Origin of the sequence: Halomonas sp., from assembly GCF_034520545.1 — a bacterium.
Taxonomy (GTDB): domain Bacteria; phylum Pseudomonadota; class Gammaproteobacteria; order Pseudomonadales; family Halomonadaceae; genus Halomonas.
This window is the reverse complement of sequence record NZ_JAXHNN010000009.1, coordinates 478,406-502,832: the sequence shown is the minus strand read 5'-3', so window position 1 is coordinate 502,832 and position 24,427 is coordinate 478,406. Positions and strand designations below refer to the sequence as shown.

General features: G+C 64.4%; 25 protein-coding genes and 2 pseudogenes. 18 read left to right on the top strand and 9 right to left on the bottom strand.

Features of this window, described 5'->3' with window-relative positions:
• Positions 1-87 precede the first annotated feature (87 nt).
• The 6 genes and pseudogenes from U5L98_RS07385 to U5L98_RS07360 form a co-directional block, all read right to left on the bottom strand.
• A pseudogene (locus U5L98_RS07385) lies at positions 88-1,040 on the bottom strand (IS1595 family transposase).
• Positions 1,041-1,230: 190 nt separating this feature from the next.
• Complete coding sequence (locus U5L98_RS07380; protein WP_322557671.1) at positions 1,231-2,196, bottom strand: zinc-binding metallopeptidase family protein; 966 nt, start codon at positions 2,194-2,196, stop codon at positions 1,231-1,233.
• Positions 2,197-2,429: 233 nt separating this feature from the next.
• The gene (locus U5L98_RS07375) at positions 2,430-4,241 is read right to left on the bottom strand and encodes an acyl-CoA dehydrogenase C-terminal domain-containing protein (RefSeq protein WP_322557670.1); all 1,812 of its coding nucleotides are present in this window, start codon (positions 4,239-4,241) and stop codon (positions 2,430-2,432) included.
• Between the two features lie 240 nt (positions 4,242-4,481).
• A complete protein-coding gene (locus U5L98_RS07370; RefSeq protein WP_322557669.1) occupies positions 4,482-5,249 on the bottom strand; it encodes an SDR family NAD(P)-dependent oxidoreductase in 768 nt (255 codons plus the stop codon).
• A gap of 35 nt (positions 5,250-5,284) precedes the next feature.
• Positions 5,285-6,931: an AMP-binding protein gene (locus tag U5L98_RS07365; RefSeq protein ID WP_322557668.1), complete on the bottom strand. Its 1,647-nt coding sequence runs from the start codon at positions 6,929-6,931 to the stop codon at positions 5,285-5,287.
• Positions 6,932-7,201: 270 nt separating this feature from the next.
• A complete protein-coding gene (locus tag U5L98_RS07360; RefSeq protein ID WP_322557667.1) occupies positions 7,202-7,771 on the bottom strand; it encodes a TetR/AcrR family transcriptional regulator in 570 nt (189 codons plus the stop codon).
• Positions 7,772-8,002: 231 nt separating this feature from the next.
• Here U5L98_RS07360 and U5L98_RS07355 point away from each other — a divergent pair, with 231 nt between their 5' ends.
• Positions 8,003-9,190, top strand: a complete 1,188-nt coding sequence (locus U5L98_RS07355) for an acetyl-CoA C-acyltransferase (protein WP_322557666.1) — start codon at positions 8,003-8,005, stop codon at positions 9,188-9,190.
• A gap of 59 nt (positions 9,191-9,249) precedes the next feature.
• On the opposite strand, the gene U5L98_RS07350 is transcribed toward U5L98_RS07355, so the two are convergent.
• Together U5L98_RS07350 and U5L98_RS07345 are read right to left on the bottom strand one after the other, a co-directional pair.
• A complete protein-coding gene (locus U5L98_RS07350; protein WP_322557665.1) occupies positions 9,250-10,053 on the bottom strand; it encodes an ABC transporter permease in 804 nt (267 codons plus the stop codon).
• On the bottom strand, positions 10,044-10,658 hold the full coding sequence (locus tag U5L98_RS07345) for an ABC transporter ATP-binding protein (RefSeq protein ID WP_322557664.1): 615 nt from the start codon (positions 10,656-10,658) through the stop codon (positions 10,044-10,046). The genes U5L98_RS07350 and U5L98_RS07345 overlap by 10 nt, the downstream gene beginning before the upstream one ends.
• Before the next feature lie 180 nt (positions 10,659-10,838).
• On the opposite strand from U5L98_RS07345, the gene phnD reads away from it, so the two are divergent.
• The 14 genes and pseudogenes from phnD to U5L98_RS18740 all read left to right on the top strand — a co-directional run bounded on the left by phnD (position 10,839) and on the right by U5L98_RS18740 (position 19,301).
• Positions 10,839-11,807 (top strand): phosphate/phosphite/phosphonate ABC transporter substrate-binding protein, encoded by a 969-nt coding sequence (gene phnD, locus U5L98_RS07340; RefSeq protein ID WP_322557663.1) that lies wholly within the window; start codon positions 10,839-10,841, stop codon positions 11,805-11,807.
• An 88-nt stretch (positions 11,808-11,895) separates the two neighbouring features.
• Positions 11,896-12,720, top strand: coding sequence for a phosphonate ABC transporter ATP-binding protein (gene phnC / locus U5L98_RS07335; RefSeq protein ID WP_322557662.1), 825 nt, complete (start codon positions 11,896-11,898; stop codon positions 12,718-12,720).
• Positions 12,717-13,532, top strand: a complete 816-nt coding sequence (phnE, locus tag U5L98_RS07330; protein WP_322557661.1) for a phosphonate ABC transporter, permease protein PhnE — start codon at positions 12,717-12,719, stop codon at positions 13,530-13,532. Before phnC ends, phnE (U5L98_RS07330) begins: the two co-directional genes overlap by 4 nt.
• Positions 13,529-14,362: a phosphonate ABC transporter, permease protein PhnE gene (phnE, locus tag U5L98_RS07325; protein WP_322557660.1), complete on the top strand. Its 834-nt coding sequence runs from the start codon at positions 13,529-13,531 to the stop codon at positions 14,360-14,362. The genes phnE (U5L98_RS07330) and phnE (U5L98_RS07325) overlap by 4 nt, the downstream gene beginning before the upstream one ends.
• Positions 14,363-14,461: 99 nt before the next feature.
• Entirely contained in the window at positions 14,462-15,112 is a 651-nt protein-coding gene (locus U5L98_RS07320; protein ID WP_322557659.1) for an NAD(P)H-dependent oxidoreductase, read from the top strand.
• Positions 15,113-15,230: 118 nt separating this feature from the next.
• Positions 15,231-15,728: an arsenate reductase ArsC gene (locus U5L98_RS07315; RefSeq protein WP_322557658.1), complete on the top strand. Its 498-nt coding sequence runs from the start codon at positions 15,231-15,233 to the stop codon at positions 15,726-15,728.
• Positions 15,725-16,826 (top strand): annotated as a pseudogene (gene arsB / locus U5L98_RS07310) (ACR3 family arsenite efflux transporter). Before U5L98_RS07315 ends, arsB begins: the two are co-directional and overlap by 4 nt.
• A gap of 3 nt (positions 16,827-16,829) precedes the next feature.
• Positions 16,830-17,123 carry a CC/Se motif family (seleno)protein gene (locus U5L98_RS07305; protein ID WP_322557657.1) on the top strand — a complete coding sequence of 98 codons (294 nt, stop codon included), beginning with the start codon at positions 16,830-16,832 and terminating at the stop codon, positions 17,121-17,123.
• 4 nt (positions 17,124-17,127) lie between these two features.
• Positions 17,128-17,355 (top strand): hypothetical protein, encoded by a 228-nt coding sequence (locus U5L98_RS07300; RefSeq protein ID WP_322557656.1) that lies wholly within the window; start codon positions 17,128-17,130, stop codon positions 17,353-17,355.
• Entirely contained in the window at positions 17,303-17,845 is a 543-nt protein-coding gene (locus U5L98_RS07295; RefSeq protein WP_322557655.1) for a universal stress protein, read from the top strand. Before U5L98_RS07300 ends, U5L98_RS07295 begins: the two co-directional genes overlap by 53 nt.
• Positions 17,757-17,939 carry a universal stress protein gene (locus tag U5L98_RS07290; protein ID WP_322557654.1) on the top strand — a complete coding sequence of 61 codons (183 nt, stop codon included), beginning with the start codon at positions 17,757-17,759 and terminating at the stop codon, positions 17,937-17,939. The genes U5L98_RS07295 and U5L98_RS07290 overlap by 89 nt, the downstream gene beginning before the upstream one ends.
• Positions 17,940-18,026: 87 nt before the next feature.
• Positions 18,027-18,284, top strand: a complete 258-nt coding sequence (locus tag U5L98_RS18745) for an SHOCT domain-containing protein (RefSeq protein ID WP_416208186.1) — start codon at positions 18,027-18,029, stop codon at positions 18,282-18,284.
• A 180-nt stretch (positions 18,285-18,464) separates the two neighbouring features.
• Positions 18,465-18,833 (top strand): tautomerase family protein, encoded by a 369-nt coding sequence (locus tag U5L98_RS07285; RefSeq protein ID WP_322557653.1) that lies wholly within the window; start codon positions 18,465-18,467, stop codon positions 18,831-18,833.
• Positions 18,834-19,109: 276 nt separating this feature from the next.
• Complete coding sequence (locus tag U5L98_RS18740; RefSeq protein WP_416208185.1) at positions 19,110-19,301, top strand: hypothetical protein; 192 nt, start codon at positions 19,110-19,112, stop codon at positions 19,299-19,301.
• A gap of 316 nt (positions 19,302-19,617) precedes the next feature.
• On the opposite strand, the gene U5L98_RS07275 is transcribed toward U5L98_RS18740, so the two are convergent.
• A complete protein-coding gene (locus tag U5L98_RS07275) occupies positions 19,618-20,997 on the bottom strand; it encodes an IS1380 family transposase (RefSeq protein ID WP_322557652.1) in 1,380 nt (459 codons plus the stop codon).
• Positions 20,998-21,232: 235 nt separating this feature from the next.
• Between U5L98_RS07275 and U5L98_RS07270 the strand changes: the two genes are divergently transcribed.
• The 3 genes from U5L98_RS07270 to U5L98_RS07260 all read left to right on the top strand — a co-directional run bounded on the left by U5L98_RS07270 (position 21,233) and on the right by U5L98_RS07260 (position 24,362).
• The gene (locus U5L98_RS07270; protein WP_322557651.1) at positions 21,233-22,435 is read left to right on the top strand and encodes an MFS transporter; all 1,203 of its coding nucleotides are present in this window, start codon (positions 21,233-21,235) and stop codon (positions 22,433-22,435) included.
• Between the two features lie 112 nt (positions 22,436-22,547).
• On the top strand, positions 22,548-23,732 hold the full coding sequence (locus U5L98_RS07265) for an acetyl-CoA C-acetyltransferase (protein ID WP_322557650.1): 1,185 nt from the start codon (positions 22,548-22,550) through the stop codon (positions 23,730-23,732).
• 78 nt (positions 23,733-23,810) lie between these two features.
• Positions 23,811-24,362 (top strand): RNA polymerase sigma factor, encoded by a 552-nt coding sequence (locus U5L98_RS07260; protein ID WP_322557649.1) that lies wholly within the window; start codon positions 23,811-23,813, stop codon positions 24,360-24,362.
• The last annotated feature ends 65 nt before the right edge of the window (positions 24,363-24,427 follow it).

The following is a 24,427-nucleotide window of genomic DNA, read 5'->3' as shown; positions in this document are numbered from 1 at the left end:
CGTGGCAGTCTCTCGCCGCCTCAGGGAGCGTCGAGGCGGTCATCATGCCTCTGACACGGAATCGGTTCCAGTCAATCAGCCACCTGATTAGCAATGAAGCTCAGCCGACCGAATCACCCGCTGGGGCCGCGGCTTGCAGCGTACTGCGGCGATGAGCAGCCGTGTCGGCAGCACCCTGAGGTCGAAGCGGCGGTTGAAGCGATAGCTGAACGCGGCCAGATAGCGCGCCGCATATTTCTGGAAGCCGAAGGCATGGTACGCCCCTGAGAGGCTGGTCTTGAGATTACCGAGCACCGTATTGATCCAGTGAAACTCGGGCATGTCCTGGGGTTTGCGTCCCGCAACGACGGTGGGCTGATGCGTACATCCTGCGCTGGTGACGGCACCGAAGCAGGCCAGGCCATCGGAGTATACCGTGCTGCCAGGCCGCAGCGTCGTCTTGGCCCACTCGGCAATCGCCTCACGGCTGAAGGCCGCCACGGGGGTGAGCCTGACGAAGCGCGGATGGCCCGCGTCGTTGAGCGAGACGGCGGCCACGAAAGGCACCTTGTTCTCCGATCCGCGTCCGGCCTTGCCGCCACGGTGCTCTCCGCCCAGGTAGGCATCGTCGACCTGGACCGGACCCTCGAGGACGTAGCGCGCCTCGCGCTCCGCCATCGCCTCCATCACCTTGTGGTGGATGAGCCAGGCCGTCGGGTAACTCACCCCGAGGTCACGCTTGAGGGCGAGCGACGACAGCCCGGTCTTGGCCTGGCTGATGAGGTGGATCGCCAGGAACCAGGTGGTCAACGGCAGCTTGGTGCCCTGCATCAGGGTGCCGGCGATCAGCGAGGTCTGGTGGCGACAGGCGCGGCACTGGAACAGCGTATGGTGGTGCCGGCGCACCCGGAATAGGATGTGCCCTCGCAGCGCGGGCAGCGAAAGCCGTCCGGCCAGCGCGTCTGCTCCAACGCCGCCGTACACTGCGCTTCGGTCCCATAGCGCTCGAAAAACTCGGGCATCGACAGGCCGGGCTGAAACTGGATGGGGTTCATGGCCATGACGTCATCCTCCGCCTGAAAGCTATATACATATACAGTATAGCTTTTGTCGTCATGAGGGCAAACCGGGCTGACGATCATTGCTAATCAGGATCAGCCAAGAAACTGCAGACGCCATCCCTGGCGTTGCGCCTTCTCCGAGGCCTGGCACCGAAACCCCTGGAAGCTCGATCCAGAGCCCGAATCCGACTCAAAGCCCCTGGGCGCCTCGACGGAGCCAGTCGTGCATGAAGACAAGCTTACGGCGGACCTTTTCAGAAAGGACGAAGGGATAGAGATCCGGCATTCCCATCGCGCGATTGATATGGTTGACCGCCATGACCTGGTGGGTCGCAATGTGGATCAAGTTCTCGGCATCGGACTCCATATAGGGGTCCCAATCGAGATGCGGCAGATCGCTAGACGACAGGCCGGCGGCAACGAAGCTGTCTGCGATATCCGTCAGGTGCAGCAGGTGGGACGCGGTTTCAGCCCAATCCTCGTGGGGATGCGCAGCGGCGTAGGTGCTGACAAAGTGCGAGCGCCAGTCGGGCGGTGGCCCATTGTGGTAATAGCGTTTGAGTGCGGCGGGATAGTCCTCCCGCTCATCACCGAACATCGCCCGAAAGGCATCGAGAAAATCTTCCCGCAGGCTGAGGCGCCACCAGAGCATGTGAGCAATCTCATGACGCATGTGACCGATCATGGTGCGGTAGGGCTCTTCCAAAGCCTCACGACGGGTCGTGCTCAGGACAGGATCGGCCTCCGCCACACTGATGGTGACCACGCCTCCAACATGCCCCATGGGCACCGGGGTGTGGCCCTCGGCCAGCATGTGAAACACGGGGCGAGCGCCGGGATCCTCGGGCCGAAACCAGTTCCAGCGGCCCAGGTTATCGAGCACCCAGCGCTTGGCAGCCTCGGTCTGAGCCCAATGGGGAACGGCATTGGGGATGGACGTATCCGGAGCCAATGCCGTCATGGCGCAGGCGCGGCAGAAGGCGCCCTGCTTGGGGGCGATCCAGTTGCAGCCGATCACCTCGCGATTGGCGCAGAACGGCGGCATGGTGATGAAGGCCCTGGCCTGAGGATCGTAGGCAACTGGCGTACCGGTGGCGGTCGCGAGATTGTCGAACCAGAGGGATCCGGCACCGACCGGATTGGCGAATACACGCATGAGGAACTCCTGAAAGACGCCAGGGCATCGAACCCTGGTAACGACAGCGACTGAATGCCGCTAATACCGGTAGTTTATCATCGAAGCGGCAACAGCCCAGTTCGTCTTTCACGGCCGCGACAATCGCGCGCTGGTGCTTGCGAGTGCGTACGTCTGGCGCCGAGACAACGGCGGACCCGAGACTGCCGCACAGCAGCGATCATTCTTTCGATCGCGGAGTGCTCGATGTTGAATCAGATCTCGAACCCCAGACCGAAGTCCTCGGCGCTGATCGCCATGAGCGGTTCGGCGCCGGCCTCGATGGCTGCCTTGTGGGCGCGGGTGCGCGGCACTAGGCGCTGGTAGAAGAAGCGCGCGGTATCGAGCTTGGCGCGGTAGAAGGCGGGCTCGTCTGTGCCTTCGGCCAGGGCGAGACAAGCCTGTTTTGCCGCGCGGGCAAAGAGGTAGCTCAGGGTCACGTAGCCGGCGTACATCAGGTAGTCGACGCTGGCCGCACCCACCTCCTCACGATCGTTCATGGCCTTCATACCGATGGCCATGGTCATCTCGCCCCACTCCTGATTGAGCTTGGCCAGCGGACGAACGAATTCGGCGAGGTCGCTGTTGCCCTCCTCGGCCCGGCAGAACTTGTGGACCTCCTTGGTGAAGGCCTTCAAGGTCTCACCCTGGCTCATCAGTACCTTGCGACCAAGAAGGTCGAGGGCCTGAATGCCGGTGGTGCCCTCATAGAGGCGAGTGATGCGCGCATCGCGCACCAGCTGCTCCATGCCCCACTCCTGAATGTAGCCGTGGCCGCCAAACACCTGGACGCCCTCGTTGGTCGCCTCGAAGCCCACCTCGGTGAGGAAGGCCTTGACGATGGGGGTCAGCAGGCCGAGCAGCGTTTCGGCACGCTCCTTCTCGGCGGCGTCAGCACCGTGCTCCACGGTGTCGATCATCTGCGCCGTGTAGAGCACCAGCATCCGGCCGCCCTCGGCGAAGGCCTTCTGGGTCAGCAGCATGCGGCGCACATCCGGATGGACGATGATCGGATCGGCCGCCTTCTCGGGCGACTTGGCGCCGGAGAGCGCGCGCATCTGCAGGCGGTCGCGAGCATAGGCCAGGGCATTCTGGAAGCTCGCCTCGGTGAGACCCAGGCCCTGGATGCCAACGCCGATGCGGGCGGCATTCATCATGGTGAACATGCAGGCCAGTCCCTTGTTGGGCGCGCCTACCAGGTAGCCTTTCGACGCGTCGAAGTTCATCACGCAGGTAGCGTTACCGTGGATGCCCATCTTGTGCTCGAGCGACCCGCACACCACACCGTTGCGCTCGCCCGGCTCACCGGCGTCAGTCGGCAGAAACTTGGGCACCACAAAGAGCGAGATGCCTTTCGAGCCCTCGGGCGCGTCGGGCAGCTTGGCCAGCACCAGGTGGACGATGTTCTCGGCCAGGTCGTGCTCGCCGGCGGAGATAAAGATCTTCGTTCCCGTTACCGTGTAGCTGCCGTCGTCATTGGGCACGGCGCGGGTCTTGATCAGGCCGAGGTCGGTGCCGCAATGGGGCTCGGTGAGGCACATGGTGCCGGTCCAGGTGCCCTCCACCAGCCGGGTCAGGTAGGTGGCCTTCTGCTCGTCGGTGCCGTGGTGGCGAAGCGCGTCGGCGGCACCATGGGAGAGCCCCGGGTACATGCCCCAGGCCAGGTTGGTAGCACAGACCATCTCGTTGAGCACCATGGCAAGCGAGTGCGGCAGGCCCTGGCCGCCATGCTCGGGTTCGGCGGCAAGGCTTGGCCAACCGCCCTCCACGTACTGGGCATAGGCCGCCTTGAAGCCTTTCGGCGCCTTGACCTCTCCGCCCTCCAGCAGGCAGCCCTCACGATCGCCGCTCTGATTCAACGGCAGCAACACCTCACGGGCGAAGCGCGCACCCTCCTCCAGGATGGCGCCCACCAAATTGGGGCTGGCGTCCTCGCCGCCGGACAGTCGGGCGTAGTGGGCCGGGTAGTCCAGCATTTCGTCCATCACGAAACGAAGATCACGCAGGGGGGCCTGATAGTCGGGCATCTTGAACTCTCCACAAGAAGGGGCACCTGTCGCTGGGCGCATATAAGCGGCAGGCGCCATTTTCAAACATGTGTTTGAAATTAGCCGCCGACAGAAAGAGAGTCAAGCGTTCGTTTACAAAGCTGCAAGCATCAAGCTGCAAGGCACAAGGAAAACCCCAATGCGCGAGATAAGAAAAAAGGAGCAAGCCAAGGGGGTTCCTTGAGGCTTGCTCCTTGTAACTTGGCGCTGGCCGAAGGCCTACTGCATGCGGATGCCGCCATCCAGGCGAATCACCTCGCCGTTTAGCATGGCGTTGTTGATGATCTGCTCGGCCAGGCGGGCAAACTCGTCGGGCTTGCCGAGCCGCTTGGGGAACGGCACGGCGGCGGCCAGGGCCTGGGCAGCCTCGTCGGGGATCTCGCTCATCATCGGCGTCTCGAAGACGCCGGGCGCAATGGCCATCACCCGAACCCCGTGACGCGAGAGCTCTCGGGCGGCCGGTAGACTCATGCTCACCACGCCAGCCTTGGAGGCGCTGTAGGCACACTGCCCCACCTGGCCGTCGAAGGCGGCAATGGACGCGGTGTTGATGATGACGCCGCGTTCGCCGTCATCTCCCGCGTCGTTCTTCGCCATGGCCGCAGCGGCCAGGCGCATCACGTTGAAGGTACCCACCAGATTGATCTGGATGGTGCGATTGTAGGCGTCGAGATCGGCGGGGTTGCCCTCGCGGTCGACCAGCTTAGCTACGCTGACCACGCCGGCGCAATGCACCACCCCGGCGAAACCACGGCCTTCGCTGAGTTCGACGGCGGCGTCCACCGCCGCCTGGATATCGGCGCCGGAGGTAACGTCACCACGTATCGCCCGGGCGGCTTCGCCCAGCCGTTCGGCATGGGCCTCCACGGCGTCACTCAGATCGCAGAGCACCACGCGGCCGCCGGCGGCAACCAGGCGTTCGGCAGTGGCCGCCCCCAGCCCGGAGGCGGCACCAGTGATCAAGAAGGTGTTGTCCTTCACTTGCATGTCAGGGTCCTTGAAGTCAGTTAGCCGGGTGGCGTTTAAGCCTTGTCGTTGGCATCGGCGCGCAGCTTGAAGCGCTGGATCTTGCCGCTGGGGGTCTTGGGCAGCTCTTCGACGAACTCGATCACACGCGGGAAGGCATGCGTCGAGAGTCGCTCACGCACCAGCTGGCGAATCTCGTTGGCCAGCTCGTCGCTGGCTTCGAAGCCCTCGCGAAGCACGATATAGGACTTGATGATCTCGCCGCGAATCTCGTCGGGCTGACCGACGGCGGCGGACTCTGCAACCGCTGCGTGTGTCATCACGCTGTTTTCCACGTCGGTCGGCCCCACGCGATAGCCCGCAGTGGTAATGATATCGTCGTCGCGGCCGGCGAACTGGAAGGTGCCATCCTCGTTCTTGATCACCACATCGCCGGTCAGGTAATAGCCCTCGGCGAAGGGGTGCTTCTCCTGCCAGGTGTAGCCGGCAAAGAAGTGGGCCGGGGAGTTCTCGATATCCACCGCCAGCACGCCGGGCTCCCCGGGGGGCAACTCGTTGTACTCGGCATCGAGGATCGCCAGGCGGTAGCCGGGCATCGGCACGCCCATGGCGCCGACATGCTTGGGATGGTCCAGCGCATGGTGGTTGTTGCAGGTCATGCCGGTCTCGGTCTGGCCGTAATGGTCCATGACCGGGCAGCCCAGCGAGCGCTCGACCCAGGTCACCACCTCTGTATTGAGCGGCTCGCCGGCGGAACTCGCCGCACGCACCTCGAGGGTCTCATGGGCGTCGTCGAACAGGCCGGAGGCCTTCATCAGGCGGTAGGCGGTGGGCGCGGCGGCGAAGTTGGTGATGCGATGGCGCTTCATGAAGGCCATCGCCCCCTCAGCGCTGAAGCCCGCCTCGCAGAAGTGGGTGGTAACGCCCAGCAGCAGCGGCCCGGCAATGGCGTAGTAGAGGCCATAGGCCCAGCCCGGGTCGGCCATGTTCCAGAAGCGATCACTCTCGCGCAGGTCGACGGCCAGCTCCATATAGAGGGCGAAGGCCGGCATGCCGGCCAATGGCACCGCCACGCCCTTGGGCTTGCCCACCGTGCCGGACGTGAACATCTGCAGGAAGGGCGCTTCGCGCTCCAGGCGTGGCGGCGTCGCCGCCATCGGCGCATGGGCCAGAGCATCCTTCCAGTCCAGGTCAGCGTCGTGCCCGGCACTGGGCCCGCCCACGGCGAGCACCGGCGGACATTGAGTGAGGCCATCGAACTTGAAGCGGTTGGCGTGATCGGTGATCAGCAACTTGGTGTCGGCGCGCCCCAGGCGGTAGTCCACGGCATCCGGACCGAAGGCGGTGAACAGCGGCTGGTAGACGGCGCCGATGCGCCAGGTAGCCAGCACCGCTACCAGCAGCTCGGGCGAGCGCGGCAGCATGCAGGCAATGCGATCCCCGACGCCCAGGCCACGCTCGTCAAACCAGCCGGCGAGCTTGGCGCTCTCGGCATCGAGTTCGGCGTAGGTCAAGGTGTTGACCTGGCCCTGGGTATCCTCGTGCACCAGGGCCATGACATCGCCGCGACCGGCGCGCAGGTGGCGCCCGCAGCAGGATTCGAAGGCGTTGGCCTTGCCGTCGCGGTGGTCATCGAGGCGCGCGATGACATCATCGACGGAGAAGTTCTCGAGGTAGCTCTGGTAGTCGGGAAGGGTGCTCATGTACTGCCCTCTCGCGGGTTGTGCTTGTAGTGGCGGCAAATTTTGGCGAAAAAAATGCTGGCAAAGAAGGAAACGGTAGCGCCGACGCTGGCGCGCACGCCCACCTTCTGATTAGATGCAGTTGACGTAAGCGTCAACCTAGCAAGCGCTTGGTACAAGCTAGAGGCTCCCGAGGAACGGGGCAAGCCCTGAACGACAGGATAGGACTAGACGATGGTCGAGCGTGACGCGACGAGGTCGCGCCAAAACGCTTTCTCGGGAGCCGAGGGATCAGACGGGCCGATGGGTGATCATGGCAACCAGCTCAAGGGCCAGGTCATCCGGTGAACGTGGACCTGCGGGATCGTACCAGCGCACTGTCCAGTTAAGCGCTCCCATCACGAAGCGTGCCACCAGGAAGCGGTCACCATGGATCAGGCCGGCGGCCAGGGCCTCGTCGATCACCGTTTCCCAGAGCGCCTCGTAGGCATCGCGCAGATGGCTCAGGTGATCCCGGGCCTCGGGGTCGAGGCGGCGCCACTCATAGAGGGCAACAACATGGGCGTTACGGTCGGTAAGCAGGGTCTCCAGGTGCGCGCGCGCCATGGCCTGCAACCGTGCCTCGGCAGAGTTGTCGCATTGTTCGAGGGCCGCCTTGGCGATGATCAGGGCGTTCTGGGTGCCCTCCTCGATAACCGCCGTCAAAATCTCTTGCTTGTCGCGGAAATGATGGAAGAGGCTACCGGACTTGATGCCCATCTCCTGGGCGAGCATGCGCACCGTCGTGCGGTCGAAGCCCGCCTGAACGAACAATTGGGCGGCCTGGCGCGTCAGTTCCTTGCGGCGCGGTGAGTCATTCATTACATTCATCGGAATTTACACTAGCGCTTGCTTGGTTGACCCTGAGAAAACCACAGCCCCGATGCCGGGTCAACGCGGCACGCCATTGCCCATCCCTCGCACGAGAAGCGCCGGGGTGGGTCGTAGAGGGAACAGTTTCGAGCATTGCCGCCAAAGACGTTAGTCTGGGGCCATTACACCATCACCACGCGGCTCCACCGGGAACCGCACGTTACACCGGGAGAACCCACCATGAGCCAATCCAACGATATCGTCTTCCTCTCTGCCGCACGCACGCCCATGGGCGGCATGCTCGGTAGCCTCGCCAGCCTCACCGCACCGCAACTGGGTGCCGCGGCGATCAGCGCCGCTATCGAACGCGCCGGCATCAGCGCCGACAGCATCGACGAGGGCATCATGGGCTGTGTGCTGCCTGCCGGCGTCAAGCAGGGCCCGGCACGCCAGGCCATGCGCCAGGCCGGCATCCCCGACAACATCGGCGCCACCACCATCAACAAGCTGTGCGGCTCGGGCATGAAGGCCACCATGCTGGCTCACGACCTGATCCGTGCCGGCAGCGGCGACGTGATGCTGGCCGGCGGCATGGAGTCCATGTCCAATGCGCCCCATGTGCTCACCAAGGCCCGTGCCGGCTATCGCCTGGGCCACAGCGAGCTGAAGGACCACATGTTCCTCGATGGCCTGGAAGACGCCGAGACCGGCAAGCTGATGGGCGGATTCGCCCAGGATGTCGCCAGCGACCGCGACTATGGCCGCGAGCGCCTGGACGACTTCGCCATCGCCTCGCTGGAACGCGCCATGGAGGCCACCAACGCCGGCCATCTCAACGCCGAGATGGCACCGGTCACCGTCACCAGCCGCAAGGGCGAGAGCGTGGTCGACCACGACGAGCAGCCTTTCCAGGCCAGGCTCGACAAGATCCGCGAGCTGCGTCCCGCCTTCGCCAAGGACGGCACCATTACCGCCGCCAACTCGAGCTCCATCTCCGATGGTGCATCGGCGCTGATCCTGGCCAGCCAGGCGGCGGCAGACCGCCTGGGCGCCAAGCCCATCGCACGCATGCTCGGCCACAGCACCAATTCGCGTCACCCGAGCGAATTCACCATCGCCCCGGTGGGCGCCATCGAAAAGCTGATGAAGAAGCTCGATTGGAGCGTGAACGACGTCGACCTCTTCGAGATCAACGAGGCCTTCGCCGTGGTGACCCTGATGGCCATGGACGACCTGGGCCTGCCCCACGACAAGGTCAACGTCTTCGGCGGCGCCTGCGCCCAGGGCCATCCCATCGGTTCCACCGGCTCGCGGATCATCGCCACGTTGATCCACGCCCTGCGCACCAAGGGCGGCAAGCGCGGCATCGCCAGCCTGTGCATCGGCGGCGGTGAAGCCACGGCCGTTGCGGTAGAACTGGTCGACTGACGCCGACGATAAAGCTGTCGGTGACGCCCGCTGCCCTTCACGGTCAGCGGGCGTCTTCGTTATTGGCGGGGTGCCGCCAGACGGTCGAGGCGAAGCCGCTGGCGGCCATCGAAAAGCCGCCTGCTGCCCGCGGCCACCGCGGCCAGGGTGCCGAAGCCGGTCCCCAGGGTGATGGTGAACATCACCAGGATCTGGTACTTCACCGCCAGCGCCGGCGGGCTGCCGGCCAGGATCTGGCCGGTCATCATGCCCGGCAGGCTGACCACCCCGGCGGCGGCCATGGCGTTGATCATCGGCATCAGCCCGCTGCGCATCGCCTCGCGGCGAATGTCGCCGACCGCCTCCTGCCAGCGCTGGCCCAGCATCAGTCGGTTCTCGATCACCGCGCGCTGGCGCCAGGTGGTGTCGGTCAGGCGGTCCAGCGCCAGGGCGACCCCGGTCATGGTGTTGCCGAGCATCATGCCCAGCAGCGGAATGGCGTACTGGGGCCGGAACCAGGGCTCGGGCCCGATGATCACGGTGAGCGTCAGCACGGTCACCGTGAACGAGGAGAGAAACATCGCCACGGTGCCGATGCCAAAGGCCCAGCCGCCCAGCAGGCGGCGCTTCTGGCGCGCCATCACCTCGCGCCCGGCGATCAGCAGCATGAACAGCGCCATCAGCGCCACCCATAAGAGACGCTCGGCGGCAAACAGCGCCTCCAGCACCAGTCCGATCAGCGCCAGCTGGATCACGGTGCGCGCCGCGGCTATCAACAGACTGCGGCCCATGCCTAACCGCAAAGCGGCGGTGCAGCCCGCCAGCGCCACCACCATCAGGGCCGCCAGGGCCAGCTGCCACCAGGCCAGCGCGATCACGTCCATGACGCCACCTCCAGGAGTTCGCTGCCCTCAATACGCCAGTGGCGTTGCGCCACCCGGGCGATCTGGGCGGGGTCGTGGGCGACCCACAGCACCGGCCAGCCGCGCTCTCGGATGCGCGTCACGAGCCAGGCCTCCACCCGGCGGGTGGTGGCGTCATCCAGGTTGGCGGTGGGCTCGTCGAGCAGCAGTGCCGCCGGCTCGCGGCTGACCGCCCGCAGCAGCGCCAAGCGCTGCTTCTCGCCGGAGGAGAGCCTGGCCACCTGCCAGCCCAACACCTCGGTAGTGAAGCCCAGTGCCTCGAGGTCGGACACATCGGCCTGGGGCAGGTGCTCGCCCACGCTGTCGGCCCACCAGTGGCTCTCCGCCGGCACCAGCATTACCCGTGCTCGCCACTCGTGGGCCGGCAGCGACGACTGGTCGATATCGTCCAGCCACGCCTCGCCGGCGTGGGGCTCGAGGTCCGCCACGGCGCGCAGCAGTCGGCTCTTTCCGGAGCCGCTGGGGCCCGACAGGCAGTGAACCTCGCCGGGGGCGATGATCAGGCTCACCTCGGCGAGCTCGCCGATGGCAAGCCGCGCCAAGCGCAAGGCCGGAAACTTAGTCAAGGTGACCTCCGGGGAAAGCAACACTGGCAGCGATGGTAGCAGGTTGCCCTACCGAGGTGAGTGCGCTACGCCATCGTCAACGAGACGTCATCCCATCGTCATCTCGACGACGCGCCGCTGTCACACAGGACTCTCAGGATAAGACCTGCGTTCCAATTCTCCTGACACAGGTGGACTCCCATGCAGACCCTGACTCGTTCCCTGATCGCCGGCGGCGTGGCCATCGCCGCCCTCACCGCCGGGATTTCCCAGGCTCAGGCCGAATTCTCGCTGAGCGATCGCTACACGGACACCGACGGCGACCTGGTGGCCGATATCCCCGAGGATGCATCCCAGTGGCTCGATCCGGACACCCTGGTGTTTGCCTATACGCCGGTAGAAGACCCCGCCGTCTATGCCGAGGTATGGGATGGCTTCCTTGAGCACATGGAGGAAGTCACCGGCAAGAACGTGCAGTTCTTCCCGGTGCAGTCCAATTCCGCCCAGATCGAGGCGATGCGCGCCGGACGCCTGCATATCGCCGGGTTCAACACTGGCTCCAACCCCCTGGCCGTAGCCTGTGCGGGCTATCGTCCCTTCACCATGATGGCCGCCGAGGACGGCAGCTTCGGCTACGAGATGGAGATCATCACCCACCCGGGTTCCGGCATCGAGGAGGTCGAGGATATCCGCGGCCGCACCCTGACCCACACCTCCGAGACCTCCAACTCCGGTTTCAAGGCACCTACCGCGCTGATGGCCTCCGAGTTCGGCATGGTCTCGGGTGAAGACTACGAGGTCGACTTCTCCGGCAAGCACGACAACTCCGTGCTGGGTGTGGCCAACCAGGACTATGAGGTCGCCACCGTCGCCAACTCGGTGAAGAACCGCATGATCGACCGTGGCGTAATCGACGCCGACCAACTCGAGATGATCTACCAGTCGGACACCTTCCCCACCACCAGCTATGGCAACGTCCATAACCTGACGCCCGAGCTGCAGGATGCGATTCAGGAGGCCTTCTTCAGCTTCGAGTGGGAAGGCAGCGCGCTGGCCGAGGAGTTCGGTCGCAACGGTGAGGAACAGTTCATCCCCATCACCTTCAAGAAGCACTGGGCGGTCATCCGCCAGATCGATGAGGCCAACGGGGTCGAATACGACTGCAACTGAGCCTCATGCCAGGGAAGGCGCGGGCGACTTGTCGCCCGCGCCTTCGCGTCGTTGAGACGTGCTTGAGACATAGGGGAGAACCTGCCACGTGCTTACCATCGACCAGCTAACCAAGACCTATAAGGCCGGCGACACCGCCCTGCGTGAAGTGACCTTCCGGGTACCGCGGGGCCAGGTCGTGGGGCTGATTGGCCCCTCGGGGGCCGGCAAGTCGACCCTGATTCGCTGCATCAACCGCCTGGTGGAACCCTCCAGCGGCGCGATTCGCCTAGGTGAGACCGATCTGGTCAACCTGGGCGGCCGCGAGCTGCGCCAGGCGCGGCGGCGCATCGGCATGATCTTCCAGGAGTACGCCCTGGTGGAGCGCCTGACCGTGATGGAAAACGTGCTCTCCGGGCGACTGGGGTACGTCCCCTTCTGGCGCAGCTTCACGCGGCGCTTCCCGGGCCGGGACATCGAGAATGCCTATCGCCTGCTCGACCGAGTGGGCCTGCTCGAGCATGCCGACAAGCGAGCCGACGCCCTCTCGGGTGGCCAGCGCCAGCGGGTGGGCATCGCCCGCGCCCTGGCCCAGGAACCGGAACTGCTGCTGGTGGACGAACCCACGGCTAGCCTCGATCCCAAGACCAGTCGCCAGATCATGCGGCTGATCACCGAGATCTGCGCGGAGCGCCAGCTACCGGCCATCGTCAACATCCACGATGTGCCGCTGGCCCAGCAGTTCGTCGATCGCCTGGTGGGGCTGCGTGCCGGGCAGGTGGTATTCGATAACGCACCCGACCGTCTCGACGAGGAGAAACTCACCGAGATCTACGGTGCCGAGGACTGGACCGCCACCGACCAGGACGACGAGGAGCCTGATCCCGCCAGCGGGACACAGGGCTCGTTGCGACTGGTGGGGACGGCGACATGACCGCAACCGCAAGCATTTCCTATCCTCGCCGCTGGCGGCGACCGCCTCAGCTGGTCAAGACTCGGCACTGGCGACTGTTGCTTCCGTTGCTGTTGCTGGCCTACCTCATACTGGCGCTGGGCTCGCTGGAAATCGACGCCGGCCGCGTTGTCGAGGGACTGTCGCGCGGCGCACGCTTCGTCCAGGGTTTCCTGCAGCCAGACTTCACCAGCCGCTGGCAGGATATCCGCCAGGGACTGATCGAGAGCTTGACCATGACGCTGACCGCCACTGTGGTGGGCGTGCTGGTCTCGGTGCCCATCGGTATCGGTGCGGCGCGCAACCTCTCGCCGCGCCCGGTCTATCTGGTATGTCGCTCGATCGTCGCCGTCAGCCGTTCGCTGCAGGAGATCATCATCGCCATCTTCCTGGTGGCCATGTTCGGCTTCGGTCCCTTCGCCGGCTTCCTTACCCTGGCCTTCGCCTCCATCGGCTTCGTGGCCAAGCTACTCGCCGACGACATCGAGGAGGCCAGCGCCAGCCAGATCGAGGCGATCCGTGCCACCGGGGCCAGCGGTTGGCAGCTGATCCACTATGCCGTTCAACCTCAGGTCATGCCGCGGCTGATCGGGCTGTCGCTCTACCGGCTGGACATCAACTTCCGCGAGAGCGCGGTGATCGGCATCGTCGGCGCGGGCGGCATCGGGGCCACCCTCAACACCGCCATCGACCGCTACGAGTACGACAGTGCCGGCGCCATCCTGCTGCTCGTCATCGCCATCGTCATGCTCTCGGAGTATGGCTCCAGCCACCTCAGGAAGTATCTGCAATGAGTGCTCTCGATACACGCCCCGGCGAGCCACCCCACTATTCGCAGGTCTGGACCTTTCGCACGCCGCGCGCCCGGTTGGCGCTGTGGGTGGGCTGGGTGGCACTGGTGGCGCTCTTCGTCTGGTGCTGGCAGGTGATGAACGAAAACACGCTGTGGATCTTCGTCACCGACGCGCCAAGCCAGGCCGCCGACATCGGCAGCCGCATGTTCCCGCCCAGGCTGGCCTACTTGCCTGAACTGCTGATGCCGCTGTGGGATACCCTCAACATCGCCACCCTGGGCACGATGGGTGGCGTCATCCTGGCGGTCCCGGTGGCCTTCCTGGCGGCGCGCAACACTACGCCCTCGGCGCTGCTGGTTCGCCCGGTGGCGCTGTTCATCATCGTGACGTCGCGTTCGATCAACTCGCTGATCTGGGCGCTGCTGCTGGTGGCGATCATCGGCCCGGGTCTGCTGGCCGGCATCGTTGCCATCGCCCTGCGCTCCATCGGCTTTGTCGGCAAGCTGCTGTACGAAGCCATCGAGGAGACCGACGCCCGCCAGGTGGAAGCAGTGACCGCCACCGGCGCCGCCCGGGCCCAGGTGATCCATTACGGCATCGTGCCGCAAGTGCTTCCCGCCTTCTGGGGCATCTCGATGTTTCGCTGGGACATCAATATCCGCGAGAGCACTATCCTGGGGCTGGTCGGCGCAGGCGGGATCGGCATGAAGCTGCAGTCCTCCATCGACACCCTGGCCTGGTCCCAGGTGGCGACCATCCTGATCGTGATCCTGGGCACGGTGGTGGTCAGCGAGACGCTCTCGGCACGGGTGCGCCAAGCGCTGATCTGATGGAAGGCAGCTCCACAGCATGAATGCCGCCGGGTTCGCGCTCTTTCAGAGTCTGCTAACGTGGTGGCTTTCTCTCTTCATGTTCAAGGAGTCCACCCCATGCCGCATTATCTGGTCTTCCTGGGGACCGTCCGCGACAGTACCCCGCCCGCGCCTGCCCGTCTCGGCCTGAGAGTAGCCCGTGCCTGCGTGCAGCTGCTCGAGGCCGACGGCGCCACCGTGGAGCTGATCGACCCGCTGGAGTTCGAGCTGGGCGGCATATTCAAGCCACACTTCGCCTATCCCGCGTCACGGGTGCCCGAGGCGCTGGAGACGCTGGCCGGGAAGATTGCCGTTGCCGACGGCTACGTGATGGTGAGCCCGGAGTACAACCATTCGATGAGCCCGGCGCTGGCCCATCTGCTCAATCACTTCGGCAGCTCGCTCTATGCCTTCAAGCCCAGCGCCATCGTCACCTACTCTGCAGGCCAGTGGGGCGGCGCCCGCGCCGCGGTAAACCTGCGCACTTTCCTCGCGGAGCTCGGCTGCCTGCCGGTCTCGGCGATGATCCACGTGCCCAGAGCCCAGGAGGCCCTGGCGGAGGATGGCAGCTTCCCGGAGGACGCCGACCGGTGGGCCGGCTACTTCGGCCGCACCCTGGGCCAGCTCGGCTGGTGGGCCGAGGCCGCCGCACGCCATCGCGACGTCCAGGACCCGACCCGCGTATCGCCGGCCTTCCAGCGCGCTCCCGCCCAGCGCAACGCACCCTGACCTCGATGAACCAGCGTCCTGGCAGGCTGGCCACGGCTGGAATTGAGCATATATGGAATTCCATATATTATGACGGGTAACTCGCTACCCCGCTTATCCGCGTCTCATCGGAGACACCATGAACATCCTGTTTCTCTGTACCGGCAACGCCTGTCGCTCCATCTATGCCGAGGCGGTGTTCAACCACCTGACCGGAACACGCCACCGCGCCTGGAGCGGCGGCAGCCATCCGGCCGGCGAGGTCGACCCGTTGACGCTGCGCTGGCTGGAAAAGGAGGGCATTCCCACCAGGGGGCTCGCCAGCAAGTCCTGGGAGAATCTCGACGTGACGCCGGATGTGGCGATTACCGTCTGCGATAACGCCGCCGGCGAGGCCTGCCCGCTCTTCCTGGGCAAGGCCGTACGCGTCCACTGGGGCGTGCCCGACCCCTCGCAAACCAAGGGCAGCGAGGCCGCGATCGAGGCCGCCTACGCGAGCACCTTCCATGCCCTGAGGGCGCGCATCACGGCCATGCTGACCTTGCCGCTGGATGACCTTTCGCCCGATGACCTCACTGATGCCCTAACAGAGATCCACCGGCGCGCTATTGAGGAAGAAAAAGGAGAGACACCATGACCACACAGCAGGAATCACAGGCCCCCAGCGTCTCCGAGGGCATGGGACTGTTCGAACGCTTCCTTTCCCTCTGGGTGGCGCTGGCCATCGTCGCCGGCATCCTGCTCGGCCAGTTCGCTCCGGCGGTTCCCGACGCGCTGTCACGTTTCGAGTACGCCCAGGTATCGATCCCGGTGGCCATCCTGATCTGGGCGATGATCTTCCCCATGATGCTGCAGATCGACTTCACCTCGATTCTCGGCGTGCGCCGCCAGCCCAAGGGGCTCGTCATTACCACCACGGTGAACTGGCTGATCAAGCCCTTCACCATGTTCGCCATCGCCTGGTTCTTCCTGATGGTGGTATTCGCCCCGCTGATCCCCGCGGATCGCGCCAGTGAATACCTGGCGGGGGCCATCCTGCTGGGCGCGGCGCCCTGTACTGCCATGGTCTTCGTGTGGAGCTACCTGACCCGCGGCGACGCCGCATACACCCTGGTGCAGGTGGCGGTCAACGACCTGATCATGCTGTTCGCCTTCGCGCCCATCGTGATCCTGCTGCTCGGCGTTTCCAACATCCAGGTGCCCTATGACACGGTGGCGCTGTCGGTGGTGCTCTACATCGTCATTCCGCTGGTAGCCGGCTATCTGACCCGCCGCACGCCTGATCGCCCGCCACGGCATCGAATGGTTCGACAACGTCTTCATGAAAAAGGTGGCACCGGTCACTCCCATCGGGTTGATTCTCACCTTGATACTGCTGTTCGCCTTCCAGGGCGAAGTGATCCTCGAGGCGCCGCTGCACATCGTGCTGATCGCCGTCCCGCTGATCATCCAGACCTTCCTGATCTTCTTCATCGCCTACGGCTGGGCCAAGGCGTGGAAGGTGCCCCACAACGTGGCAGCCCCCGGGGCGATGATCGGTGCCAGCAACTTCTTCGAGTTGGCCGTCGCCGCCGCCATCGCTCTGTTCGGCCTGCAGTCCGGCGCGGCGCTGGCCACGGTGGTGGGCGTGCTGGTGGAGGTGCCGATCATGCTGGCGCTGGTGCGCATCGCCAACAAGACTCGGCACCACTTCCCGACGGCCGACGCTCCGGCCGTCGCCGAGGCGAAAGCCTGAACCATGGCCATCAATGTCACAGAGCCGGCTAGCGAATGGTTGCTCAAGAAAGGCGGTGTGGCGACGGTGCGCCTTTCGCCCCGTCACGGCTGCTGCGGCGGCAGTGCCGATATTGCCGTGGCCGAAGCGCACATGCCGGACGATCCCGAGCGCTTCACCCGCCTCGAGTTCGACGGCATGACGCTCTATATCGACCCAACGCTGGTCGACCAGAGGTTGACCCTCGACGTCGAGGGCTTCCTGGGCCTCAAGCACCTCTTCGTGGAGGGCGCCTCCCCCACCCGTTCCAAGGAGTAACACCATGTTCAAGCATATTCTGGTCGCCGTGGACTTCTCCCCCGCCTTGCCGCTGTTGCAGGAGCGGTTGAAGACGCTGACCGCCTGGGGCACCGAGCGGGTGACGCTGTTATACGTGCTCAGCTCGCGCTACCCCGCCACTCCCGAGGAGACTCATCGCCCTCACTACCAGGCGAAGCTTGCTGAGCATTGCCGGCGATCTCGCCGCCCTGGAGGTGACCATCGACACTGAGGTGCGCAGCGGCGAACCCGGCGCCGTATTGACCGAGGTCGCTGACGAACTGGGCGCCAACCTGCTGTTGATTGGCTGTCGTGGCCACAACCGCCTGCACGAGTTCTTCCTCGGTAGCACGGCATTGGACGCCGCCCGCCTGACCCGGCAGCCACTCTGGTTGGAGCCGATAGCCGAGCAGCTAAGCGGTGCCGACTCACGTCTGCTGATGTTGGCCACCGATGGATCAGAAGCGGTCGCAAGCGCCGAGGCCCAGGCCGAGCGGCTCGCCCCGCGCTTCCAGCGCCGCCTGGCGGTGACCGCGAGCTGTGCCTCCGAGGGCTGCTGCGAGCGCGAGATGGCCGATGCCCAGCACCACCTGGACGGCCTTGCCGAACAGATCAAAGGACCTCGAGACCCGGGTGCTGGACGGCGACCCACGCCGTGCCATCGTCGAGGAGGCCAAGCGCGAGCACGCGGACCTGATCGTGATCGGCAAGCGCGGCCGTAACCGCATCCAGGACTTCCTGCTGGGCAGCACCGCTGAGGCGATCGCTCGTGACGCCCATTGCCCGGTGCTGGTGGTGCCCGGCGAATCCTCCTGAGGCCTGAGGTCGGTGATTGTCCCTGAATTCAGGTCCAGTCACCCCCAGGCAGCGATACATTCATTATGCCAAGAGTATCCGTGACCTATGGGACCAGAAACCTTTGCATGGGGCGGGTGGTGGCTTTTTCCCATCATGCCCCTTTTCATGATTGTGTTGTTTATGGCCATGGTCTACTTCTGTAGGGGAGGCGCTTCAAGACACACAAGTCGAAATGACACCGACGGGTCTTCGAGCGACTCCAAGAATTCGGAAACAGCCATCGAAGTCCTCAAGAAACGCTACGCAAAAGGCGACATTACCCGAGAAGAATTTGAACAGGTGAAAAAAGATCTTCAAAGCTGACGGCACCATCCTTGCTGGATACTCACGCAGCATATCGGGGTCTGAGAAGGATGGTACTCACCTAAGACATCGTGTTCCCCCGATGGCGCGGGTAGTGATTACGTTCGACGGTTTAACGTCCAGCCTTGAAACGTTCCATGTCGTTGCAGCCAGAGCACTGACTGCCATTTGGAGGATATGATGCCACTTGTCAACATCTATCTACTGAAAGGTAAATCGCGTGCCTACATCAAGGCGATCGCCGATGGGGTCAATTCGGCGGTTATCGACACCATGGGGTTTCCCGATGATGATCGCTATCAGATCATCCATGAATGCGAATCAGATTACCTGGAATATCAAACGCGTGACACCGAGCGGGTGATGATGCACTTGGTGATGCGCCGCGGTCGCCCGGATGACGCCAAGAAAGCATTCTATGCCAGAGTAGTCGAATCGCTGGCTCGCGATCCCGGGATCGATCCCGGCAATGTGTTCATCACCATTACCGAGAACAATGACATCGACTGGTCCTTTCAGGATGGGGTCGCCCAGTTCTGTTCAGAGTAGTGCCCGCTCTCCCGAACGAAGTACTGCCGGTGTGGCGTTCGGCTTCGGGGAAGACTTATCAATTTGCGCGTCAGACACGATTGGTACTTGAGTTTCCTGAGAAACTCACTTCCCGAGGGCTTGCACAGGGGCGGCACGTTGATGCGGTGCACTTAGCCCGGGCGAGACCAGTCTCTAGTCTACAAGGATTTCCCCCTTTCCTGGCTCCGACATGCACTCACAACGCGCTCGACGACGACGTCATCGCCGAGGACATAGTAGGGCCGGATCGCCGAGGTGGCCGGAAAGACTCCCGACGTCGAGTCGGCCCAGGAAATACTTGATCTCAGCGACCAAACCCTGAAGTGGGAACGTCACACCGTTTTTTTTGGTTCTTCGCAGATCCGCTTCTTTCTGATGGTGATGTTCCAGCCGCTGATCCTCGAGTACCTGGCCGGCGCCATCTTGCAGCGCCTTGCACTGCCATGATCTCCGTATGGAGCTACCAGCCCCGCGGCGATACCGGCTACACCCTGGTACGAGTAGCGGTCAACGACTTGATCATGCTTTTACCCGCCTCATTCACGAGGACTCTGAGCGGGCGGTCTGAAGCTGCTGGCCCGTGGCTTCTGTCATCTGGTTCGGTATCTACGCCGTGAGAGCCCGCTGAGTAATACCTGAATACTGCTTTTCTGCCGCCTTTCTATAACGCTCAGGAATCAATCGCAGCCGTCAAAGCAGCCGTGATCGCCGGCCGCCGCTGCGGTCGCTCTATTTCTGGTGCCGTGGTGGTCTCGTCAGGGCGTCAACTCAGCGCGGTCAGTCTCGGCAGCCCCTTCAGCAAGGTAGGCCACCATTTGTCGGCAGCGTCACCAAGGTGAACGGTGATGCGCCTTGCGTGCAGCGATAGCGTGGCGGCGACCTTGAGCACCTGCTCGCGCATCCGGCTCAGGCTCCACCCTTGGTGTGTCCGACTCTCCAGCAAGCGCCGCAGCCCATGCAGGACCTGGTAGGCGTAGAGACTCAGCAGCAGGCTCACCTCGTTGCGGGCCATCACGTCCTGAACGGTGGAGGCGCCGCGATCGGTCGACGAGAGATGCACGTCGAGTGCCGACTTCACCTCGCCCATGTGCGCCTCGGCGCTGCCGCGCTTGCGGTAGAGCGCCAGGACCTTCTCCGGCGGCCAGTCGAACTTGCCGAGGTTGGTGACCAGGAAGAAGGCATGCAGCAGCAGATCATCGGGACGTTCCTGCACCACCAGCACCACGCGCCGTGGCGCCGGCCAGGAACCGGCTTGGTACTCCAGATCATGGCACCACTCCCGAGGCTGTTCGGGCGGCCGGCCTCGTGGCCGCTTCAGGTGCGGCGCTGCCAGCTTCTGCAGGCCCGTGTGGCTGCGCAGGCGCCCCAGGTACTCGATGTTGCGGTCTTCCAGGGCCTCAAGCGTGTCGTTGTCGGTGAAGCCGGCATCGATGCGTACCCGCACCTGGGCCCCGGTACTCTCGTTGAGGCGCCGTACCAGATGCGGGATCCAGGTGTCGGCGTTTTCGGCCGGGCCGGCGTTGCCCTCGCGCAGCAGGCCGCCGACCATGTCGCCGGTCTCGGCCAGCGAGGCGATCAGCGGCGAATAGATTCGCGCGCCGACATGGCCATGGTAGGCCGACCCGCCCTGGTGGCCGTGGACCTCGATCGGCAGGCCGTCGATGTCCAGTGTCAGCTGCTCGGGGCGTTCGCCATTGTTCAGCGAGGTCAGACGCCAGACCACCAGTCGCAGCAGGCCTTCGTGCACGGCATCGATGTTGTCGTTGCGCCCGAGGCACGTCAGCAGCCGCGACAGCGTGGCTTGAGACGGCCGATCTTGGGCCAGTGGCGTCATCCCGCGCGCATCGCTGCAGGCCAGCTGCCAGAGCGGATCACGGCGCAGCGTGTCGGTATCGCTGAGGTCGATCCAGCCCATCGCACGCTGCAGCACCAGGGTGCGCAGCTGGCTGGCCAGCGAATGGCGGACGCGCAGCGGGTTACGTTGGTCGATCAGGTTATCGTCCAGTGCGTCTATGACACCGCTGTTATCGAGGGCTTCACGCAGCAGCAGGGCGCCGCTGTCGCTGGTGGTGCGCTGGCCATCAAGCTCAACGCGGATGGACCCGTTGCAGGACGGAATCCAGGGAGATACGCTTTCACCCATGGCGGATGGTCCTCTGGAATCAGGTTCTTGCCGGAACGTTCTGATTTCTCAAGAGAATACCATCCGTCATCTTCATTTTCAGGCCGCGCTCCATGAATAAGCCGGGTTTTAGCCTTCGCGCCCACCGTAATCCTCCTGCTCGGCGTCTCCAACACCTTTGTGGAGGCATTCCTTTGAAGCGGTAGGTGATGAGCTGCCGCTTGCCTTGGGACCGCTTACCGGCGAGGATCCGTGAATGACCCCGACCTTTCTTCATCGCTACCCCCTTCTCGTCATCGTGCTCGCCCAGCTCTGCGGCACCTCGCTGTGGTTCTCCGTCAACGGCGTGGGGCTGTCGCTGTCGCGCGACCTGAGCTTCTCCGAAGCGGACCTGGGTCGCCTGACGCTCACCGTGCAGTCGGGCTTCATCGCCGGCACCCTGTTCATCGCCACCACCGGCCTGGCCGACCGCTTCCGCGCCAGCCATATCTTTGCCGCCTCCTGCCTGGCCGGCGCCCTGACCAATGCCGGCTTCGTGCTGGTGGCCGACCAGATGCCCCTGGCACTCACGCTGCGTTTCTTGACTGGGCTGTGCCTGGCCGGCATCTATCCCCTGGGCATGAAACTGGTCATCGGCTGGACACCCCGATACACCGGCGCGGCCCTCGCCTGGCTGGTGGGCATGCTCACCCTGGGTACCGCCCTGCCTCATCTTCTTCGCGGCTCTACCCTAGGCTTTCCCTGGGAGTGGTCGCTGCTGGGTGCTTCCATCCTGGCTCTACTCGGCGGGATGGGCATCTTCATCCTGGGTGATGGCCCGCATCTACCACCGTCGAGCGGCAAGGCACGGCTGCTCGATGGATTAGCCGCCTTGCGAGAGCCCCGTTTCCGCGCGGTGGCCGGCGGCTACTTCGGCCACTGCTGGGAACTCTATGCCTTCTGGACACTTACACCCTTCCTGGTTGCCCGGGAAGTGGGTCGTCTCGACGCCCAGGAAGCCTGGATTCCCTGGCTGTCGTTCACCGTTATCGCGCTGGGGCTGGTCGGCTGCGTCGGGGGCGGGAGCCTGAGCCGTCGGCTCGGCAGCCTTTGGGTGGCGCGCCGTGCCTTGGCCGCTTCCGGACTGATCTGCCTGGCCTACCCGCTGATGACCTGGCTGCCGCCAGAGCTGCTGCTTGGTTTGCTGGCGGTATGGGGACTGACCGTGATTGCCGACTCGCCTCAGTTCTCGGCACTGGCCGCGGCCAGCGCACCGCGCGAGCGGGTGGGCTCGACCCTGGCGGTGATGAACGCCGTGGGATTCGCCCTGACCATCCCAGCCATCTCGCTCACCACTGCGTTTTGGGAACTGCAGGGTGCCTGGGTGCTGTGGTGGCTGCTGCCAGGACCGATTCTCGGCCTCTGGGTATTGCGTCCCCTCAAGCTACACGACCCCGCGTCCGAAGGCGCCGCACGCTGAAGCGCCCCTTCCCCCCTAAGCTTGAGGCATGTCACGGTAGCAATGCCATTGGTGTGCTATACCGAGAATCACGCCTTCAGGATTGTTCCCTGATCACAACGAGGAGTTAATCATGTCAACTCGCGACATCGTCATTTGCAACCCCGTCCGGACTGCCGTCGGCACCTACGCCGGTAGCCTTAAAGACACCCCCGCCACAGATCTTGGTGCGCGGGTCATTGCGGAAACCCTCTCCCGATCCGGCCTGGCGCCCGACAAGGTGCAGTCGCTGATCATGGGTCACGTCATTCAGGCCGGCTGCCGTATGAACTCCAGTCGCCAGGCCGGCATCGCTGGAGGGCTGCCGGTGGATGTGCCGGCGCTCACCATCAACCGCGTCTGTGGTTCCGGCGCTCAAGCCGTGGCCAATGCCGCCATGGAGATATGGAGCGGCATGACCGACTGCACCCTCGCCGGCGGCATGGAGAATATGGACCGCGCGCCCTACCTGCTTCCTCAGGGCCGCTGGGGCGCGCGCATGGGCGATGTCACCATGTTTGACAGCATGCTGCTCGACGGGCTCAACGACGCCTTCAGCAACAAGCACGCCGGGTGGCACACCGAGGATCTGGTCAGCCGCTACAACATCTCCCGCGAGGACCAGGACGCCTGGGCGCTGCGCTCACAGCAGCGCTTCTCCAAGGCCCAGGAGGCCGGCCATTTTGATGCAGAAATCGCCGGTGTCGAGCTCACCACTCGCAAGGGCACCACGACGTTCATGCGCGACGAGCACAACCGTCCCGACATCACGCTCGAGACGCTTGGCAAGATGAAGCCGGCCTTCCGCAAGGACGGCACCATCACCGCGGGTAACGCCCCGGGGCTGAACAGCGGCGCGGCCGCGATGATCGTGGCCGAGCGGGACTGGGCCGACAAGCAGGGGCTCACGCCGATGGCGCGCCTCGTGGCCGTCGGCGTCGCTGCCGTGGATCCGGACTACTTCGGCATCGGCCCCGTGCCGGCGGTGAAGCAGGCTCTCGAGCGCGCTGGCTGGTCGGTGGGCGATCTCGATCGAGTGGAGATCAACGAGGCCTTCGCCGCCATCGCCCTGGCCTGCCAGCGCGAACTCGGTCTGCCCGAAGAGATCGTTAATGTGGAAGGCGGAGCTATCGCCCACGGCCACCCCATCGGCGCCAGCGGCGCGGTGCTTACTACCCGCCTGCTGCATGCCATGCAACGCAACGGCGAGCGCCGCGGCATCGTCACCCTGTGTATCGGTGGCGGGCAGGGCATCGCCCTGGCGCTGGAAACCCTCTGAGAAACGGCCGCTGGCACGCCACACCGTGCCAGCGGCTCCCCCCTGCCAGACGCCACAGAGGTCATCCATAGAGACACCATGACTGCCGAGCCACGCACTTACGCCTGTATCGAGTCCGCCTGGCAAACCCACCGAGACGAACTCCGCGGTTTCCTGATCAAGCACAGCGGCGATCGCGATGCCGCAGACGACCTTCTCCAGGGGGTCTATGCTAAGGCGCTTGCTCACCGCGCGCAGTTCTGCACGCTGGATTCGCCCAGGGCCTGGCTCTTTCGCGTGGCCCGACATCAGTGGATCGACGAATGGCGCCGCACGGGACGATGGGTAGACGGAGACCCACCCGAACTCCCTGCAGAGACCGAGACACACGCTCCCGTGGATAGCCTGGTTGACTGTATCGAACGCGCTCTTCCTCACCTATCGCAGGATGACCGCGACATCCTGAGTCGTTGCGATCTGGGAGGCCTTCGCCAGGCTGACTATGCCGAACTCAATGGCTTGGGTCTGCCGGCTACCAAAGCCCGGCTGCGCCGCGCCAGGCAGCGGCTGCGTCAACGCCTGATCGAGCAGTGCGACATCGTATTCGACGAACAGGGCCGCGTCTGCTGCCATCGCGCTCAACACGAATAGGCCGATCTCTTTGCATCGAGGCTGCATCCTTTTGCGAGGTGCTGCGTCTTCCTATGTGACAACGC

What these genes read in the sequence shown, in the direction of transcription:
- phnD (WP_322557663.1), top strand. Translation starts at nt 10,839, where the DNA reads ATGCAGACCCTGACTCGTTCCCTGATCGCCGGCGGCGTGGCCATCGCC.
- U5L98_RS07375 (WP_322557670.1), bottom strand. Translation starts at nt 4,241, where the DNA reads ATGCCCGACTATCAGGCCCCCCTGCGTGATCTTCGTTTCGTGATGGAC.
- U5L98_RS07360 (WP_322557667.1), bottom strand. Translation starts at nt 7,771, where the DNA reads ATGAATGACTCACCGCGCCGCAAGGAACTGACGCGCCAGGCCGCCCAA.
- U5L98_RS18745 (WP_416208186.1), top strand. Translation starts at nt 18,027, where the DNA reads ATGGGACCAGAAACCTTTGCATGGGGCGGGTGGTGGCTTTTTCCCATC.
- U5L98_RS07315 (WP_322557658.1), top strand. Translation starts at nt 15,231, where the DNA reads ATGAACATCCTGTTTCTCTGTACCGGCAACGCCTGTCGCTCCATCTAT.
- U5L98_RS07355 (WP_322557666.1), top strand. Translation starts at nt 8,003, where the DNA reads ATGAGCCAATCCAACGATATCGTCTTCCTCTCTGCCGCACGCACGCCC.
- U5L98_RS07320 (WP_322557659.1), top strand. Translation starts at nt 14,462, where the DNA reads ATGCCGCATTATCTGGTCTTCCTGGGGACCGTCCGCGACAGTACCCCG.
- U5L98_RS07370 (WP_322557669.1), bottom strand. Translation starts at nt 5,249, where the DNA reads ATGCAAGTGAAGGACAACACCTTCTTGATCACTGGTGCCGCCTCCGGG.
- U5L98_RS07260 (WP_322557649.1), top strand. Translation starts at nt 23,811, where the DNA reads ATGACTGCCGAGCCACGCACTTACGCCTGTATCGAGTCCGCCTGGCAA.
- U5L98_RS07275 (WP_322557652.1), bottom strand. Translation starts at nt 20,997, where the DNA reads ATGGGTGAAAGCGTATCTCCCTGGATTCCGTCCTGCAACGGGTCCATC.
- U5L98_RS07305 (WP_322557657.1), top strand. Translation starts at nt 16,830, where the DNA reads ATGGCCATCAATGTCACAGAGCCGGCTAGCGAATGGTTGCTCAAGAAA.
- U5L98_RS07285 (WP_322557653.1), top strand. Translation starts at nt 18,465, where the DNA reads ATGCCACTTGTCAACATCTATCTACTGAAAGGTAAATCGCGTGCCTAC.
- U5L98_RS07265 (WP_322557650.1), top strand. Translation starts at nt 22,548, where the DNA reads ATGTCAACTCGCGACATCGTCATTTGCAACCCCGTCCGGACTGCCGTC.
- U5L98_RS07350 (WP_322557665.1), bottom strand. Translation starts at nt 10,053, where the DNA reads ATGGACGTGATCGCGCTGGCCTGGTGGCAGCTGGCCCTGGCGGCCCTG.
- U5L98_RS07300 (WP_322557656.1), top strand. Translation starts at nt 17,128, where the DNA reads ATGTTCAAGCATATTCTGGTCGCCGTGGACTTCTCCCCCGCCTTGCCG.
- U5L98_RS07380 (WP_322557671.1), bottom strand. Translation starts at nt 2,196, where the DNA reads ATGCGTGTATTCGCCAATCCGGTCGGTGCCGGATCCCTCTGGTTCGAC.
- U5L98_RS07270 (WP_322557651.1), top strand. Translation starts at nt 21,233, where the DNA reads ATGACCCCGACCTTTCTTCATCGCTACCCCCTTCTCGTCATCGTGCTC.
- phnE (WP_322557661.1), top strand. Translation starts at nt 12,717, where the DNA reads ATGACCGCAACCGCAAGCATTTCCTATCCTCGCCGCTGGCGGCGACCG.
- phnE (WP_322557660.1), top strand. Translation starts at nt 13,529, where the DNA reads ATGAGTGCTCTCGATACACGCCCCGGCGAGCCACCCCACTATTCGCAG.
- U5L98_RS07365 (WP_322557668.1), bottom strand. Translation starts at nt 6,931, where the DNA reads ATGAGCACCCTTCCCGACTACCAGAGCTACCTCGAGAACTTCTCCGTC.